This is a genomic window from Streptomyces sp. NPDC001410, from assembly GCF_042895235.1.
GTDB lineage: Bacteria > Actinomycetota > Actinomycetes > Streptomycetales > Streptomycetaceae > Streptomyces.
Genome location: NZ_JBIAWE010000007.1, coordinates 95,721 through 111,742 on the forward strand (window position 1 = coordinate 95,721; position 16,022 = coordinate 111,742).

Sequence of the window (16,022 nt, forward strand, 5' to 3'; positions counted from 1 at the left end):
CTCAGGTCGGCTCCAGGTCCTCCTCCTCGAACACCAGCAGGGTGCGGGTGCTGAGCACCTCGGGGATCGCCTGGAGCCGGGTGAGCACCAGCTCGCGCAGCGCCCTGTTGTCGGGCGTGTGCACCAGGAGCAGGACGTCGAAGTCACCGCCCACCAGAGCGATGTGGGAGGCGCCGGGCAGCTGCCTGAGCTGCTCGCGAACCGTGCGCCAGGTGTTCTGGACGATCTTCAGCGTGACGTACGCCGATGTGCCGTGCCCTGCCCGCTCGTGGTCGACGCGGGCGCTGAACCCTCTGATCACGCCGTCCTCGACGAGACGGTTGATGCGCGCGTAGGCGTTGGCGCGGGAGACGTGTACACGCTCGGCGACGGACCGTATCGAGGCGCGGCCGTCCGACTGCAGGATCTTCAGGATGTCCTGGTCTATGGCGTCCAGCGGACGCGGTGACGGCAGGACGCCGTCCTGCGGTCCATCGGCCATTTGTTCAGCTGCCATGTCCCCCCGCTTCATCGCTGTGGACGTCCTGCATTCATTGCAGGTTGTGGAGAACCGTTTGTCCACAGCCTGACGGGGCCTGTAGCCAAAATGTGCCGTCGACCGAACAATCGGTAGGTGAGGCGGGTCACAGCCGACACGCCTCCCGTAGCCGCTCCCACGAGGAGGTGCCGTCATGACGGTCATGGAGCAGCGAGGCGCGTACCGGCCTTCGCCGCCGCCCGCCTGGCAGCCCCGTATGGACCCCGCGCCGCTGCTGCCCGACGCCGAGCCCTACCGCGTCCTCGGCACCGAGGCGGCGGCCAAGGCCGACCCGGACCTGCTGCGCCGGCTGTACGCACAGCTGGTGCGCGGCCGCCGGTACAACGCCCAGGCCACCGCGCTCACCAAGCAGGGCCGTCTCGCCGTCTATCCGTCCAGCACCGGCCAGGAGGCCTGCGAGGTCGCCGCCGCCCTGGCTCTCGAGGAGCGCGACTGGCTGTTTCCCAGCTACCGCGACACCCTCGCCGCCATCGCCCGCGGCGTGGACCCCGTGGAGGCCCTCACCCTGCTGCGCGGCGACTGGCACACCGGCTACGACCCGTACGCGCACCGTGTGGCGCCGCTCAGCACCCCGCTGGCCACCCAGCTCCCGCACGCGGTCGGCCTCGCCCACGCCGCCCGCCTCAAGGGCGACGACGTGGTCGCGCTCGCCATGGTCGGCGACGGCGGCACCAGCGAGGGCGACTTCCACGAGGCGCTGAACTTCGCCGCCGTCTGGCAGGCACCGGTGGTCTTCCTGGTGCAGAACAACGGCTTCGCCATCTCCGTCCCGCTCGCCAAGCAGACCGCCGCGCCCTCCCTGGCCCACAAGGCCGTCGGCTACGGCATGCCGGGCCGGCTGGTCGACGGCAACGACGCGGCCGCCGTGCACGAGGTCCTCAGCGACGCCGTACGGCACGCTCGCGCGGGCGGCGGCCCGACCCTGGTCGAGGCGGTGACGTACCGCATCGAGGCCCACACCAACGCCGACGACGCCACCCGCTACCGCGGCGACTCCGAGGTCGAGGCCTGGCGCGCACACGACCCGATCCAGCTGCTGGAACACGAGCTGACCGAGCGCGGCCTGCTCGACGACGCCGGCCGCGAGGCCGCCCGGCAGGACGCCGAGGAGATGGCAGCGGACCTGCGTGAACGCATGAACCAGGACCCCGAACTCAACCCCATGGACCTCTTCGACCACGTCTACGCCGAGACCACCGCGCAACTGCGCGAGCAGCGCGCCCTGTTGCGCGCCGAGCTGGAGGCGGAGCAGAACGACCAGGAAGGCGACCACCGATGACCACCGTCGCCGTCAAGCCCGCCACCATGGCGCAGGCCCTCACGCGCGCGATGCGCGACGCGATGGCCGCCGACCCCACCGTGCACGTCATGGGCGAGGACGTCGGCACCCTCGGCGGTGTCTTCCGGGTCACCGACGGGCTCGCCAAGGAGTTCGGCGAGGACCGCTGCACCGACACCCCGCTCGCCGAGGCGGGCATCCTCGGCACCGCCGTCGGCATGGCCATGTACGGGCTGCGCCCGGTCGTGGAGATGCAGTTCGACGCCTTCGCCTACCCGGCGTTCGAGCAGCTGATCAGCCATGTCTCCCGGATGCGCAACCGCACCCGCGGCAGGATGCCCCTGCCGATCACCGTCCGCGTCCCCTACGGCGGCGGCATCGGCGGCGTCGAGCACCACAGCGACTCCTCCGAGGCCTACTACATGGCCACCCCGGGCCTGCACGTCGTCACGCCCGCGACCGTCGCCGACGCCTACGGGCTGCTGCGCCAGGCCATCGCCTCCGACGACCCGGTCGTCTTCCTGGAGCCCAAGCGGCTGTACTGGTCGAAGGACTCCTGGAACCCCGAGCACCCCACGGACGTCGAGCCCATCGGGCGCGCGGTGGTACGCCGCCCGGGCAGCAGCGCCACGCTCATCACCTACGGCCCGTCCGTGCCGGTCTGCCTGGAGGCCGCCGAGGCCGCCCGGGCGGAGGGCTGGGACCTGGAAGTGGTCGACCTGCGCTCCCTGGTGCCGTTCGACGACGAGACGGTCTGCGCCGCCGTCCGCCGCACCGGGCGCGCGGTGGTCGTGCACGAGTCGACCGGGTTCGGCGGCCCGGGCGGCGAGATCGCGGCCCGCATCACCGAGCGCTGCTTCCACCACCTGGAGGCGCCGGTGCTGCGCGTGGCCGGCTTCGACATCCCCTACCCGCCGCCGATGCTGGAGCGGCACCACCTGCCCGGCGTCGACCGCATCCTGGACGCCGTGGCGCGCCTGCAGTGGGAGGCCGAGGGCTGATGGCACAGGTGCTGGAGTTCAAGCTCCCCGACCTCGGCGAGGGCCTCACCGAGGCGGAGATCGTCCGCTGGCTGGTGCAGGTCGGTGACGTCGTCGCCGTCGACCAGCCGGTCGTGGAGGTCGAGACGGCCAAGGCGATGGTCGAGGTCCCCTGCCCCTACGGCGGCGTGGTCACCGCCCGCTTCGGCGAGGAGGGCACGGAACTGCCCGTCGGCGCCCCCCTGCTGACGGTGGCGGTCGGCCCCCAGACTTCCCAGGCCACCGGCGGGGACACCGAGGGATCGGGCAACGTCCTGGTCGGCTACGGCACCTCCGAGGCGCCGGCGCGGCGCCGGAGGGTGCGAGCGACGTCGCCTGCCAACGGGACGGCGAAGGGGCCCGCTCTGGCACCGCCCGCCCCCGCACCCGCGGCGGCACCCGTGCTCGCCGAGGGCCCCGTCCCCGTGATCTCCCCGCTGGTGCGCCGGCTCGCCCGGGACAACGACATCGACCTGCGACAGCTGTCCGGTTCGGGCCCCGACGGGCTGATCCTGCGGGCCGACGTCGAGGGCGTCCTGCGGGCCAGGGCAACCCCCGCCCCCGCCTCCGCGGCGGCGGAACCGGCCGCCCCCCTGTCCCCCATCCGCAACGGCATCCGCATCCCCCTCAAGGGCGTCCGCGGTGCCGTCGCCGACAAACTGTCCCGCAGCCGCCGGGAGATTCCCGACGCGACCTGCTGGGTCGACGCCGACGCGACGGAACTCATGCGCGCGCGGGCCGCGATGAACGCGGCCGGAGGACCGAAGATCTCCCTCCTCGCACTGCTCGCCCGCATCACCACCGCCGCCCTCGCCCGCTTCCCCGAGCTGAACTCCTACGTCGACACCGGCGCCCGCGAGGTCGTCCAGCTCGACCAGGTGCACCTCGGGTTCGCCGCGCAGACCGAGCGCGGGCTGGTCGTGCCGGTAGTCCGGGACGCCCACGCACGCGACGCCGAGTCGCTGACCGCGGAGTTCGCCCGGCTCACCGAGTCCGCCCGGGCCGGGAAACTGACCCCGGGGGAACTCACCGGCGGGACCTTCACGTTGAACAACTACGGGGTCTTCGGTGTCGACGGCTCCACGCCGATCATCAACCACCCCGAGGCCGCCATGCTCGGCGTCGGCCGCATCATCCCCAAGCCCTGGGTGCACGAGGGCGAGCTGGCCGTGCGCCAGGTCGTCCAGCTCTCGCTCACCTTCGACCACCGGGTGTGCGACGGCGGCACGGCAGGCGGCTTCCTGCGGTACGTGGCGGACTGCGTGGAACACCCGGCGGTGCTGCTGCGCATGCTGTGACGCAGGCGAAGGCCTGAAGGAGGAGAAGGCAGGACATACTCGGGGGGTGACCGACAACGCTCCCGCCGCCCCCGGGACCGCCCCGCCGTACGACGCCGTCGTGCTGGCCGGCGGCGCCGCCCGGCGGCTCGGCGGGGCCGACAAGCCCGGGCTGCGGGTCGGCGGGCGCGCCCTGCTCGACCGGGTGCTTGCGGCCTGCGCCGGCGCGGCCACGACCGTCGTCGTCGCCGCCCCCCGGCCCACCGCCCGCCCGGTGCGCTGGGCGCGCGAGGACCCACCCGGCGCCGGACCGGTCGCCGCGCTGGAGGCCGGCCTGCGGCTCAGCACCGCCGAGCACGCCGTCGTCCTCTCCGCCGATCTGCCATTCCTCGAAGCGGCCACGCTGGAGCGGCTGTTGACCGCCCTGCGGGACACGGGCGCCGACGGCGCGCTGCTCACCGACGCCGACGGCCGCGACCAGCCGCTCGTGGCCGCCTACCGCACCGCCGCCCTGCGCCGCGAACTGGCCGCCCTCGCGGCCGGCCACGACGGCCTGACCGGACTGCCCCTGCGCCGGCTGACCGGCGCCCTCGAACTCACCCGCGTCCCGGACCCGCTCGCGTCCTTCGACTGCGACACCTGGGACGACCTCGTCAACGCCAGGGCACGCATCAGGGAGCATGGGCACGTGTTGGATGAATGGATTTCCGCAGTCAAGGACGAGCTGGGCATCGACCTGGACGTCGACACCGGCGTCCTGCTCGACCTGGCCCGTGACGCCGCTCACGGTGTGGCCCGGCCCGCCGCGCCCCTGACCACCTTCCTCGTCGGCTACGCCGCCGCCCTGGGCGGCGGCGGCCCCGAAGCCGTCGCCGAGGCCGCCCGCAAGGCCGTCGCCCTGGCGCTGCGCTGGGAGGAAGAGAACAGCGGGGGCGCGTCCGCCCCGGACGCCGGATGACCGCCCCCGGCATCCGGGCCCAAGCGCCCGCCGAGGACAGCGACGACCTCGACGTCGAGGAGGCACTGGCCCTCGTGAGGGAGCCCAAGGACGACAGCAGCGGACCCGCGCCCTCTTCCACCGGGGACCGGCACCGGCACGAGCGGCACAAGGCCACCCCCTGGCCCCGCGCCCGCGAGATCGCCGCCCGCGCCGCCCGCTCGGGCGGCCGCCGCACCCCCGTCTCCGTCTCCCTCGCCGACGCCCTCGGCCTGGTCCTCGCCGCCCCCCTCGACGCGCTCACCGACCTGCCCTCGTTCGACACCTCGGCGATGGACGGCTGGGCGGTCGCCGGACCCGGCCCCTGGGAGATCCGGGACGAGGGCGTGCTCGCCGGACACGCACAGCCCGAGCCGCTGACCGACGGCGAGGCGGTCCGCATCGCGACCGGTGCCCGCATCCCGGCCGACACCACCGCCGTCCTGCGCACCGAACACGGCCGCACCGACGCCCAGGGCCGCCTCCACGGCACCCGGGAGGTCAGCCACGGCCAGGACATCCGCCCGCGCGGCCAGGAGTGCCGCAGCGGTGACCAGTTGCTTCCCATCGGCACCCTCGTCACCCCGGCCGTGCTGGGCCTCGCGGCGGCCGCCGGGTACGACACCGTCACCGCCGTCCCCCGCCCTCGTGTCGAAGTTCTCGTCCTCGGCGACGAGTTGCTCGCCGAAGGACTCCCGCACGACGGGCTGATCCGGGACGCGCTCGGCCCCATGCTGCCGCCCTGGCTGCGTGCGATGGGCGCCGAGGTGACCGCCGTACGCCGACTGGGCGATGACGCCAAGGCCCTCCACAAGGCGCTCACCGCCTCCGGCGCCGACCTGATCGTCACCACCGGCGGCACCGCGGCGGGACCCGTCGACCATGTCCACCCCAGCCTGGAACGCATCGGCGCCGAATTCCTCGTCGACGGCGTCAAGGTGCGCCCCGGCCACCCCATGCTGCTGGCCCGCACCAAGGAGAACCAGCACCTGGTCGGCCTGCCCGGCAACCCCCTCGCGGCCGTCTCCGGCCTGCTCACGCTCGCCGAGCCTCTGCTGCGCACTCTCGGCGCCCGCCCCGCCCCGGAGCCGTACACGCTGTCGCTCAGCGAGGCGGTGCAGGGACATCCGCACGACACCCGGCTCGTCCCCGTGGTGCTGCGCGGCGACCGTGCCGTACCGCTGCACTACAACGGCCCGGCCATGCTGCGCGGGATCGCCGCCGCAGACGCGCTGGCCGTCGTACCGCCGGGCGGGGCCCGGCAGGGCGAGGAGGCGGAGCTGCTGGACCTGCCGTGGGCGGCGGCCGGAATCGGGGTGTGTTTCACGTGAAACGTCCGGGCTGTCAAGCCCCCCGCCTACGGTCTCTCCGCGAGGTGGGGGCATGTTCGTGACTCGGACGGTGACTCACATGGTCAGCGGCACCGCGTGAATCTCGTCGGGCTTGCTGGCGCCGCCGCGTTCGTGGGCGCGCTGGACCGCTTCGGCCGAGGGGCCCTCGGTGAGGCAGTAGACCGTGCCGGACTCGGGGTCCGCCCAGGCGTGCTCGAAGTGCACCCCTTCTTCCTTCTCGACCGCCAGTGCGCCCTCGCGCAGCTGGTCGACTGTGATGCCCTGCATCCCGTGGTGGACATCCATGAACCGCGTCATGTCCACCGCACCTCCTTCCGCTCCTCGGAGTGCCGCTCGCGGCTCTCCTTCCATGCTGCGCTCGCGAGGCCTCCGCGGCCACAGATGACGCCGGCCGCGACTGAGCGGGCCTGCCCGGAAGAGGACACCGGCGGGGAGTAGCGTCGCGCGCATGCATGCGATCACGATTCCCGAACCTGGTGGTCCCGAGGCGCTGGTGTGGGACGAGGTGCCCGATCCGGTGCCCGGCGCGGGGGAGGTGCTGGTCGAGGTGGCGGCCAGCGCCGTCAACCGTGCCGACATCCTGCAGCGGCAGGGCTTCTACAACCCGCCGCCCGGCGCGTCCCTCTACCCGGGCCTGGAGTGCTCCGGCAGGATCGCCGCGCTCGGCCCCGGGGTCTCCGGCTGGGCCGTCGGCGACGAGGTGTGCGCGCTGCTCTCGGGCGGCGGCTACGCCGAGAAGGTCGTCGTCCCGGCCGGGCAGCTGCTGCCCGTGCCCCGCGGCGTGGACCTGAAGCGGGCCGCCGCGCTGCCCGAGGTGGTCTGCACCGTCTGGTCCAACGTCTTCATGATCGCCCATCTGCGCCCGGGCGAGACCCTGCTGGTGCACGGCGGCTCCAGCGGTATCGGCACGATGGCGATCCAGCTGGCCAAGGCCGTCGGCGCCAAGGTCGCGGTGACCGCCGGGACGAAGGAGAAGCTGGAGCACTGCGCCGAGCTGGGCGCGGACGTGCTGATCAACTACCGCGAGCAGGACTTCGTCGCCGAGATCGGGCAGGCCACGGACGGTGCGGGCGCCGATGTCATCCTCGACAACATGGGCGCGAAGTACCTGGACCGCAACGTCCAGGCCCTCGCCGTGAACGGGCGGCTCGCGATCATCGGCATGCAGGGCGGGATCAAGGGTGAGCTGAACATCGCCGCCCTGCTGAACAAGCGGGCCGCCATCAGCGCGACCTCGCTGCGGGCCCGGCCGCTGAGCGAGAAGGCCGCCATCGTGGCCGCCGTACGCGAGCATGTGTGGCCCCTGCTCGACGCGGGCCAGATCCGCCCGGTCGTCGACCGCGAGCTGCCGATGCCGGAGGCGGCCGAGGCACACCGGGTGGTGGAGGCGAGCGGGCACGTCGGCAAGGTGCTGCTGGTGGCGCCGTAGCCGGCCGTCCGGATCAGCCGCGCCGTACCCGCAGGCCCACGAACGCCAGGCCCAGGCCCAGGCCGATGAGGACCAGACCGGTGCCCAGCGGCAGGATCTGCAGGGTCGGTTCGGCGGAAGCCTGGCCCTGGTGGACGGCGTTCTGGGCCGCGGGCTGCTGTGGGGGCTGGGCGGGGTTCAGTCCGGCCTCCGCGGGCGATTCCGAGGCTGCCGACGCCTGGTCCGGGGTGACCGCGGTCTCCGCCTCCTCCGGGTAGCCGTCCTCGGGATCGGTGTCGGGGGCTCCGGTGACCGTGCCGGTGTCGTCGTCGCCCTCCTCCTCGGCGGCCGGTCCGTCCGGCCGGCCCGGCCGCAGCCGGCCCTCACCGGCGCGGCTCCCGGCCCGGGACGGCTCGGCGGGAGCGGAGGGCGAGGCCGAGTCGGAATCCGAGTCGGAATCCGAGTCGGAATCTGAGTCGGAGTCGGAGTCGGTGAACCGTGCCGCCGGCGAGGCCGAGGCTCGCAGGGCGGGGGACGGGGACGCCGAGGGCGCGGGGGAGTCCGGTGGGGCGGCCTCCGCGCCGTACGCGGTGGCTGTGCCGCACACCGGCACGGCCGCCGCGAGGACGAGCAGCAGCCGCAGAAGGCGGAGCGTCAGTCGCAGCCATGGAGTCACGGCGGTGACCTCCCAGAGCCAAGTCGTCGAACTTCGACGAAAGCCAGCCTCACATTTCATGGCAGACAGGGCATTCCGGATTGGGCCGACAGGTCTAAACGGTGGATCAGCCCCATGAGGGGGCACCACGGTGATGAGGTGTAGGCGTGCGAGAGAATGGCGGCATGGAGATGCCGAGGAACGAACGGTCGCCGGAGAATCCCCAGATCCTGGTCGTGGGCCAGGACGGCATGGCGATTGGCGGCGGCGGAGACGAGGACTCCCGCGAGACCCCGGTGACGGAGCAGGTCGAGCAGCCGGCCAAGGTCATGCGGATCGGCAGCATGATCAAGCAGCTCCTGGAGGAGGTGCGTGCGGCTCCCCTGGACGACGCGAGCCGGGCCCGGCTCAAGGAGATCCACCGCAGCTCGGTCAAGGAGCTGGAGGACGGGCTGGCGCCGGAGCTGGTCGAGGAGCTGGAGCGGCTCTCCCTGCCGTTCACCGACGACGGAACCCCGAGCGATGCGGAACTGCGTATCGCGCAGGCTCAGTTGGTCGGCTGGCTGGAGGGCCTGTTCCACGGGATCCAGACGACGCTGTTCGCCCAGCAGATGGCCGCGCGGGCCCAGCTGGAGCAGATGCGCCGCGCGCTGCCGCCGGGCATGGGCCACGACGGCGAGGATCACCACACGGGCGGCCGCTCGGGCGGACCGTACCTGTAACCCCCGGTTGAACCTGTAGCCCCCGGCTGACCTCAGCGCGAAGGGCCCGGCGCAAGTCCGCCGGGCCCTTCCTCACGTCTGCCGTTCTACGGCCGTGCCGGCCGTGGTGCGGCCGCCGGCCGCTAGGGGTTGCCCGTCGACACGTTCAGCTGGATCTCGACGTTCTTGGGGTCGACGTCCGTGCCCTGCTTGGGGAACTGGTCGATGATCGCGCCCTCGCCGTACGTGTTCTCGTCGACCTCCTTGGTCGTGATGCGCCAGCCTGCGGCAGCCGCGCAGTCCTTGACCGACTTGATGTACTTGAACCGGAAGTCCGGGAGCGTGATCTTCTTCGGGTCGTTGTACGACTCCTGCGGCTCTGTGCAGTCGGTCTTCTCGACCGTCTTGGTCGTGTCCGGACCCCGGTAGCCGTCCGCGTGGGCCGACGCGGAGGGGCTGGCGCCGCCGCCTCCCTTGTCCTCCTCGCCGCCGCCGTTCAGCGTCAGCGCGACGACCAGGCCGACGACCGCGACGAGGGACACCACGATCGAGCCGATGATCACCGGCTTGTTGCTCTTGCCGCCGCCTGTGCCGGAGGACTGCACCGCGGTCTGGGGCGTGAGGTTGTACGGCGGCGGGGTCGCGGGGGCCTGCTGTCCGTACCCCACTGGCGGGGTCTGGTAGCCGGCCTGCTGCGGGTAGCCGTAGGCCGGCGCGGGGGCCGGGGTCGGCGCCGGGGTGCCGTACGGGCCCGGAGCCGGGGTCGGCTGGTACGGCGTCTGGACCGGGCCGGTGGGCGCCGGGGTGGCCTGGTCGACCGGCGGGAACACCGCGGAACCGACACCCGCGCCGCTCTGCGTCGGGCCGGAGCCCGGCACGATGCTCGGCGCCGCGGCCTGGAGGGAGGCGGCGACGCGCAGGCACTCGTCGCGCATGGACTCGGCGGTCGGGAAGCGCTCGTTCGGGTTCTTCTTCAGCGCGCGGGCGATCAGTGCGTCCACCGCGGGCGGAAGGGAACGGTTGATCGAGGACGCGGCGACCGGCTCCTCCTGGACGTGCGCGTACGCGATCGCCAGCGGGGAGTCCGCGTCGAACGGCAGCCGCCCGGTGACCAGCTGGAACAGCATGATGCCGACCGAGTACAGATCGGAGCGGGCGTCGACGCCGCGGCCCAGGGCCTGCTCCGGGGAGAGGTACTGCGGGGTGCCGACGACCATGCCGGTCTGGGTCATGGAGGTGACGCCGGACTGCATGGCGCGGGCGATGCCGAAGTCCATGACCTTGACGACGCCGCGCTTGGTCATCATCACGTTGCCCGGCTTGATGTCGCGGTGGACCAGCCCCATCTCGTGGCTGATCTCCAGCGCGGCCAGCACGTCCGCGGTGACCTTCAGGGCCTTGTCGGCGGGCATCGCGCCGTACTGCCGTACGTCGGCGTCGAGCACCGAGCCGAGCGGGCGGCCCTCGATGTACTCCATGACGATGTACGGCATCGTCGCGCCATCAAGATCGTCCTCGCCGGTGTCGAAGACCGAGACGATGTTGGTGTGCGTGAGCTTGGCCACTGCCTGGGCCTCGCGGCGAAAGCGCTCGCGGAAGGCCTGCTCCCGGCCCAGCTCGGTGTGGAGCGTCTTGATCGCGACCTGGCGGTCCAGCACGGCGTCGTACGCCAGGTGAACCGAGGCCATGCCGCCTTCACCGAGCAAGTCACGCAGCTGGTAGCGACCGCCGGCCAGCGACCTTCCCGCGTACCGGCCCTGTGCGCCGTCCTGGCTCATCTCTCCGCGTCCCCCACTGGCCGTCCGGCGCCGTCATTGAGCGAACAAGCCTTGATCGAATGTGTCATTCCCGGCCAAGTCTGCCCCAGGGCACTGACACGTCAAGCTCGGTGCCCGTTCCGTGACCGTACGCGAAAGAAGCGTCGCGGAAGCGTTACAGCGGCCGTACGACCAGTACACAGAATTTGCACGAGAGCGCGTGCTAGAGGTTTCATGACCGGTCAGTCTCGGGCCGGTCCCGGCACCGGATCCGGACCGGCGGCCCCCACGAAGGCTGTAGCGTGGCCGACGGAGACCGTAACAACACCGCGCGCACCGCGGGCAGAAACGACGGCGAGGACCGATGGCACAGACGCACAGCGCCCAGGGCCCGTCCGACCCCGAGGCGACTGGCGGCGGCATGTCAGACACGCCGGAGATGTGGGGCAACGGCGGGCTCGTCGGCGACGGCCGGTACCGCCTGACCCACCGGCTGGGCCGGGGCGGCATGGCTGAGGTGTTCGCCGCCGAGGACGTCCGTCTGGGCCGCACGGTCGCGGTCAAGCTGCTCCGTGCCGACCTGGCCGAGGACCCGACGTCCAAGGCCCGCTTCACGCGCGAGGCCCAGTCGGTGGCCGGTCTCAACCACCACGCGATCGTCGCCGTGTACGACTCCGGCGAGGACTACGTGGGCGGCCAGTCCGTGCCGTACATCGTGATGGAGCTGGTCGAGGGCCGCACCATCCGCGACCTGTTGCTGAACGCCGAGGCGCCGGGCCCCGAGCAGGCCCTGATCATCGTCTCCGGCGTGCTGGAGGCGCTCGCCTACTCGCACCAGCACGGCATCGTGCACCGCGACATCAAGCCGGCCAACGTCATCATCACCAACAACGGTGCCGTCAAGGTGATGGACTTCGGCATCGCCCGCGCCCTGCACGGCGCTTCGACAACGATGACGCAGACCGGCATGGTCATGGGCACCCCGCAGTACCTGTCGCCCGAACAGGCGCTCGGCAAGGCCGTCGACTACCGCTCCGACCTCTACGCGACCGGCTGCCTGTTGTACGAACTTCTCGCGCTCAGGCCTCCGTTCACCGGTGAGACGCCGCTCTCGGTGGTCTACCAGCACGTACAGGACATCCCGACCCCGCCGTCCCAGTTCGCCGACGCCTGCCCGCCGGAGCTGGACGGCCTGGTGATGCGCTCGCTGGCCAAGGAGCCCGACGACCGGTTCCAGACGGCCGAAGAGATGCGCGGCATGGTCCAGTACGGCCTGCAGATGCTGTACGACCAGGGCGGCCACACCGGTACCTGGAACACCGGCCCGGTGACGACGCACGAGGGTCGGCACACCCCGGCGGGCGGCTTCGCGGGGACGACCGCGATGCAGCACCCCGGCGAGTTCGGCGCCGGCACCACGCAGATCCCGCAGCCGATCCTGCCCGGCGGGTACGGCAACGGCGACGACGGCGGCTTCGAGGGGCACGGCAACAAGGGCAGTGGCCGCGGCAAGCTGTGGATCCTCGCGGTCCTCGCGGTGATCGCGATCGCGGCCGGTGTCGCGATCGCGCTGAACAACACGGGAGGCGGCAAGGGCGAGGGCACCGATCCGACGCCGAGCCACTCGCAGACCACGAAGGACGACAAGGCCTCCGAGACGCCGTCCGACAAGGACACCGAGCAGCCCACGGACACGTCCACGGACGACAGTTCGAACACGGACGGCGGCTCGGGCTGGACGCCGTCGTACACACCGTCGACGGCCCCGTCCGACACGGCCACCTCCGACCCGACCACCGAGCCGACCACGCCGGAGCCGACGGATCCGGCGACCACCCCGACGGACGGCGGTACGGACACGGGCACCACGGACGGCGGTACGGACACGGGTACCACGGACGGCGGCACGGACACCGGTACCACGGTCGGCGGCACGGACGCGGGCAGCACGGCCGGCACCACGGTCGGCAGCGGCACCACCACTTGAAGGCCGCCGACGCCGTCCGCCCCTCCGACGCCCTGAGGAAGCACGGCTAGTTCACTCGACGAAGGCGTCGCACACCGCCTCGTACTCCCGGGTCCACCACACCGCGAGCGCCGAGGCGGCCGGGAACTGGCAGTCCGCGCGCGTGTCGCCGCGTTCGTAGTGCCAGCGCAGCATCCAGAAGTCGTTCAGGCGCTCCCACCACACCCGGTGGACGGCCGCCGCCAGCTCCGAGGGAGTGGCGCCGGCCGCACGTCGGTACGCGCGCGCGTACGCCCGCACCTTGGGCAGGTCCAGCATCCCTGCGGGCCGTACGAAGAAGATCGCGGCGGCGCGTACGGCCTCCTCGGCGCGGGGCTGCACGCCGAGCCGGTCCCAGTCGACGATGGCGGCCGGGGCGTCCCCTTTGTAGAGCAGGTTGAAGGGGTGGAAGTCGCCGTGCACCCAGCCCACCGAGCCGCCGCGCGGGGGGCGCCGGTCGACGTGCTGCTCCAGGAGGGCGCGGCGTTCCAGGAGGCGGTGGCGGGCCAGTTCGTCGAAGGCGTCCGCGGGGCGGTGGCGGCGGACGTGGGCGAGCAGGTCGTCGATGAGGGCGAAGGTGTCCGCCGGGTCGGCGCTCTCCACGGGATGCGGGCTCGTGGCCGGCCGCGTGCGCCCCTTGGGGGGCATCACGCGCTCCAGGCAGGCGTGCACGGCGCCCAGGAGCGCCCCCAGGCGCGCGCTCTCTTCGCGGGTCAGCTGGCCGCCGTGGCGGTGCCTGCCGTCGATCCAGGGGTGCAGGGCGTAGGCGTGGCCGCCGACGACGGCGACCGTACGGCCCTCGCGGTGCGCGAGCGGCTGGGCGACCGGGACGCCGAGGTCGGCCAGGCGCTGGGTGGCCCGGTGCCGGCGTTCGATGGCGGCCGGGTCGGCGGTGTCCGGGTCGAAGTGGTGCTTGAGGAAGTAGCGGCCGCGGGTGGTGCACAGCCGGTAGCCGCGGTTGAGCAGGCCCTGGTCGACGGGTTCGCAGGTGAGGGCGGTACCGGCGGCGTACAGGCGCAGCAGGGCGCCCAGAGGGGGCGCGTGGGGTACGGGGGGTGGTACACATGAGCGCGGCACGCGCCAGATGTTAGGGCACGAAAAGCGGCCGTGAGCTGGGGCTTATCACAGGCAGTCGCCGCTGGTCGCTTTCGGTCACGCTGTGCACCGTGACGAACGCGGACCCTTGAAAGGGCCGGTGAAAGGCCGGCCTTTCAGGTAAAGCCCCGGTAAAATCTAACCGGTCCCTCAATGGCTTCCGCGCTTTTCCCCTGCATACGCAGAGTTCGGCGAGCACGCCGGAAACGTAGTTCTTGATCGTTTTGGCAGAGGCCTGCCGGCGGCCCGCCGAGCACCGTGGCGTCGGGCCGGGTGGCCGGAATCCGCGCCGGCGCGTCGGCCGTCGTACCGGCCTCGCCGATCATCTCGATGTCCGCTTCGACGGGGAGTGTTTCGGGGACTACGTGGCGCACGACCTCGTGGTCGGCGAGCGGGAATACCCGGATTTTTCCGTCTTCGCGCACGAGGGCAGTGTCACACATTGACTCTTCCCGTGCCCGGGGTGGCCGGGATAACGTGCCGTTGCTCCGGCCTCCTGCAAGGCTGTGACCAGCGGCCTTCCAGCCTCAGCGGATTTACTTGGAAATCCAAGCAAAAACGCAGGTCAGGAGGGGTTTCACAGAAATGTGGAGCACTGGGTAACGTGAAAGTTGCAGGGCGCTCGCCGGGGCACCTGTCACGCCTGTTCCCGGCCGAGTGGCACCCACCCCGTGCCCGGTGGTCGAGAACAGGTGAGCCGCACTGGCCTACCGGCAACCCCGGGGGCCGGACCGACGGAGGAGCACACGTGACCGTGGACAGCAGTGCCGCGCGCAAGCCGCGACGCAGCGCCGCAGGCAAGGCCGGCACCACCGGCAGCAGTACCGGGACCACCGGCACCAAGCGCACCACCCGCACCACCAAGAAGAGCACCGACCCGGAACTCGTGCAGCTCCTGACGCCCGAGGGCAAGCGGGTCAAGAACGCCGAGTACGACGCCTACGTCGCCGGGATCACCCCCGAAGAGCTGCGCGGCCTGTACCGCGACATGGTGCTCACCCGCCGGTTCGACGCCGAGGCCACCTCCCTGCAGCGCCAGGGCGAGCTGGGCCTGTGGGCCTCGCTGCTCGGCCAGGAGGCCGCCCAGATCGGCTCCGGCCGGGCCCTGCGCGACGACGACTACGTCTTCCCGACCTACCGCGAGCACGGCGTCGCCTGGTGCCGCGGGGTCGACCCGGCCAACCTGCTCGGGATGTTCCGCGGCGTGAACAACGGCGGCTGGGACCCGAACAGCAACAACTTCCACCTGTACACGATCGTCATCGGCTCCCAGACGCTGCACGCCACCGGCTACGCGATGGGCGTGGCCAAGGACGGCGCGGACTCGGCCGTCATCGCCTACTTCGGCGACGGCGCCTCCAGCCAGGGCGACGTGGCCGAGTCGTTCACCTTCTCCGCGGTCTACAACGCGCCGGTGGTCTTCTTCTGCCAGAACAACCAGTGGGCCATCTCCGAGCCCACCGAGAAGCAGACCCGTGTGCCGCTCTACCAGCGCGCCCAGGGCTTCGGCTTCCCGGGCGTGCGCGTGGACGGCAACGACGTGCTGGCCTGCCTCGCGGTCACCAAGTGGGCGCTGGAGCGCGCCCGCAACGGCGAGGGCCCGACCCTGGTCGAGGCGTACACCTACCGCATGGGTGCCCACACCACCTCCGACGACCCGACCCGCTACCGGGGCGACGAGGAGCGGCAGTCCTGGGAGGCGAAGGACCCGATCCTGCGCCTTCGCCGGTTCCTTGAGGCCTCAAACCACGCGGACGAGGGATTCTTCGCGGAACTCGAGGCCGAGTCCGAGGCGTTGGGCAGGCGAGTGCGCGAAGCGGTCCGCTCCATGCCGGACCCGGACCACTTCGCCATCTTCGAGAACGTGTACGCGGACGGGCACGCGCTCGTCGACGAGGAGCGAGCCCAGTTCGCCGCCTACCAGGCGTCGTTCGCGGACGTAGAGGCAGAGGGGGTCTGA

The 16,022-nt window shown here is 72.2% G+C and carries 15 protein-coding genes; 9 read left to right on the forward strand and 6 right to left on the reverse strand.

Going from position 1 to position 16,022, the window contains the following annotated elements; all coding sequences use genetic code 11:
* Position 1: 1 nt before the first annotated feature.
* Complete coding sequence (locus ACFY3C_RS16615) at positions 2-496, reverse strand: Lrp/AsnC family transcriptional regulator (protein WP_386572751.1); 495 nt, start codon at positions 494-496, stop codon at positions 2-4.
* Between the two features lie 175 nt (positions 497-671).
* Between ACFY3C_RS16615 and pdhA (ACFY3C_RS16620) the strand changes: the two genes are divergently transcribed.
* The 5 genes from pdhA (ACFY3C_RS16620) to ACFY3C_RS16640 are packed head-to-tail and all read left to right on the forward strand — an operon-like array spanning position 672 to position 6,420.
* Complete coding sequence (gene pdhA, locus ACFY3C_RS16620; protein ID WP_386572752.1) at positions 672-1,817, forward strand: pyruvate dehydrogenase (acetyl-transferring) E1 component subunit alpha; 1,146 nt, start codon at positions 672-674, stop codon at positions 1,815-1,817.
* Entirely contained in the window at positions 1,814-2,818 is a 1,005-nt protein-coding gene (locus tag ACFY3C_RS16625; RefSeq protein WP_145879093.1) for an alpha-ketoacid dehydrogenase subunit beta, read from the forward strand. Before pdhA (ACFY3C_RS16620) ends, ACFY3C_RS16625 begins: the two co-directional genes overlap by 4 nt.
* On the forward strand, positions 2,818-4,134 hold the full coding sequence (locus ACFY3C_RS16630; protein WP_390771202.1) for a dihydrolipoamide acetyltransferase family protein: 1,317 nt from the start codon (positions 2,818-2,820) through the stop codon (positions 4,132-4,134). The genes ACFY3C_RS16625 and ACFY3C_RS16630 overlap by 1 nt, the downstream gene beginning before the upstream one ends.
* A 46-nt stretch (positions 4,135-4,180) precedes the next feature.
* Positions 4,181-5,071 carry an NTP transferase domain-containing protein gene (locus tag ACFY3C_RS16635; protein ID WP_390771203.1) on the forward strand — a complete coding sequence of 297 codons (891 nt, stop codon included), beginning with the start codon at positions 4,181-4,183 and terminating at the stop codon, positions 5,069-5,071.
* The gene (locus ACFY3C_RS16640) at positions 5,068-6,420 is read left to right on the forward strand and encodes a molybdopterin molybdotransferase MoeA (RefSeq protein WP_390771204.1); all 1,353 of its coding nucleotides are present in this window, start codon (positions 5,068-5,070) and stop codon (positions 6,418-6,420) included. Before ACFY3C_RS16635 ends, ACFY3C_RS16640 begins: the two co-directional genes overlap by 4 nt.
* A gap of 75 nt (positions 6,421-6,495) precedes the next feature.
* Here ACFY3C_RS16640 and ACFY3C_RS16645 read toward each other — a convergent pair whose 3' ends face one another.
* On the reverse strand, positions 6,496-6,738 hold the full coding sequence (locus ACFY3C_RS16645; RefSeq protein ID WP_390771205.1) for an SCO4226 family nickel-binding protein: 243 nt from the start codon (positions 6,736-6,738) through the stop codon (positions 6,496-6,498).
* A 151-nt stretch (positions 6,739-6,889) separates the two neighbouring features.
* Between ACFY3C_RS16645 and ACFY3C_RS16650 the strand changes: the two genes are divergently transcribed.
* A complete protein-coding gene (locus tag ACFY3C_RS16650; RefSeq protein ID WP_386572756.1) occupies positions 6,890-7,870 on the forward strand; it encodes an NAD(P)H-quinone oxidoreductase in 981 nt (326 codons plus the stop codon).
* A 13-nt stretch (positions 7,871-7,883) separates the two neighbouring features.
* Here ACFY3C_RS16650 and ACFY3C_RS16655 read toward each other — a convergent pair whose 3' ends face one another.
* Positions 7,884-8,525, reverse strand: coding sequence for a hypothetical protein (locus ACFY3C_RS16655; protein WP_390771206.1), 642 nt, complete (start codon positions 8,523-8,525; stop codon positions 7,884-7,886).
* Between the two features lie 164 nt (positions 8,526-8,689).
* On the opposite strand from ACFY3C_RS16655, the gene ACFY3C_RS16660 reads away from it, so the two are divergent.
* Positions 8,690-9,226 carry a bacterial proteasome activator family protein gene (locus tag ACFY3C_RS16660; RefSeq protein WP_386572758.1) on the forward strand — a complete coding sequence of 179 codons (537 nt, stop codon included), beginning with the start codon at positions 8,690-8,692 and terminating at the stop codon, positions 9,224-9,226.
* A gap of 122 nt (positions 9,227-9,348) precedes the next feature.
* Here the strand turns inward: ACFY3C_RS16660 and ACFY3C_RS16665 are convergent, their stop codons facing one another.
* Complete coding sequence (locus tag ACFY3C_RS16665; protein ID WP_390771207.1) at positions 9,349-10,983, reverse strand: protein kinase; 1,635 nt, start codon at positions 10,981-10,983, stop codon at positions 9,349-9,351.
* A gap of 343 nt (positions 10,984-11,326) precedes the next feature.
* Here ACFY3C_RS16665 and ACFY3C_RS16670 point away from each other — a divergent pair, with 343 nt between their 5' ends.
* Positions 11,327-12,949 carry a protein kinase gene (locus ACFY3C_RS16670; protein ID WP_390771208.1) on the forward strand — a complete coding sequence of 541 codons (1,623 nt, stop codon included), beginning with the start codon at positions 11,327-11,329 and terminating at the stop codon, positions 12,947-12,949.
* 51 nt (positions 12,950-13,000) lie between these two features.
* On the opposite strand, the gene ACFY3C_RS16675 is transcribed toward ACFY3C_RS16670, so the two are convergent.
* Together ACFY3C_RS16675 and ACFY3C_RS16680 are read right to left on the reverse strand one after the other, a co-directional pair.
* Positions 13,001-14,044 (reverse strand): phosphotransferase, encoded by a 1,044-nt coding sequence (locus tag ACFY3C_RS16675; RefSeq protein WP_390771209.1) that lies wholly within the window; start codon positions 14,042-14,044, stop codon positions 13,001-13,003.
* A 134-nt stretch (positions 14,045-14,178) separates the two neighbouring features.
* Positions 14,179-14,487 carry a hypothetical protein gene (locus ACFY3C_RS16680; RefSeq protein WP_390771210.1) on the reverse strand — a complete coding sequence of 103 codons (309 nt, stop codon included), beginning with the start codon at positions 14,485-14,487 and terminating at the stop codon, positions 14,179-14,181.
* 323 nt (positions 14,488-14,810) lie between these two features.
* Here ACFY3C_RS16680 and pdhA (ACFY3C_RS16685) point away from each other — a divergent pair, with 323 nt between their 5' ends.
* Positions 14,811-16,022, forward strand: coding sequence for a pyruvate dehydrogenase (acetyl-transferring) E1 component subunit alpha (gene pdhA, locus ACFY3C_RS16685; protein ID WP_386572762.1), 1,212 nt, complete (start codon positions 14,811-14,813; stop codon positions 16,020-16,022).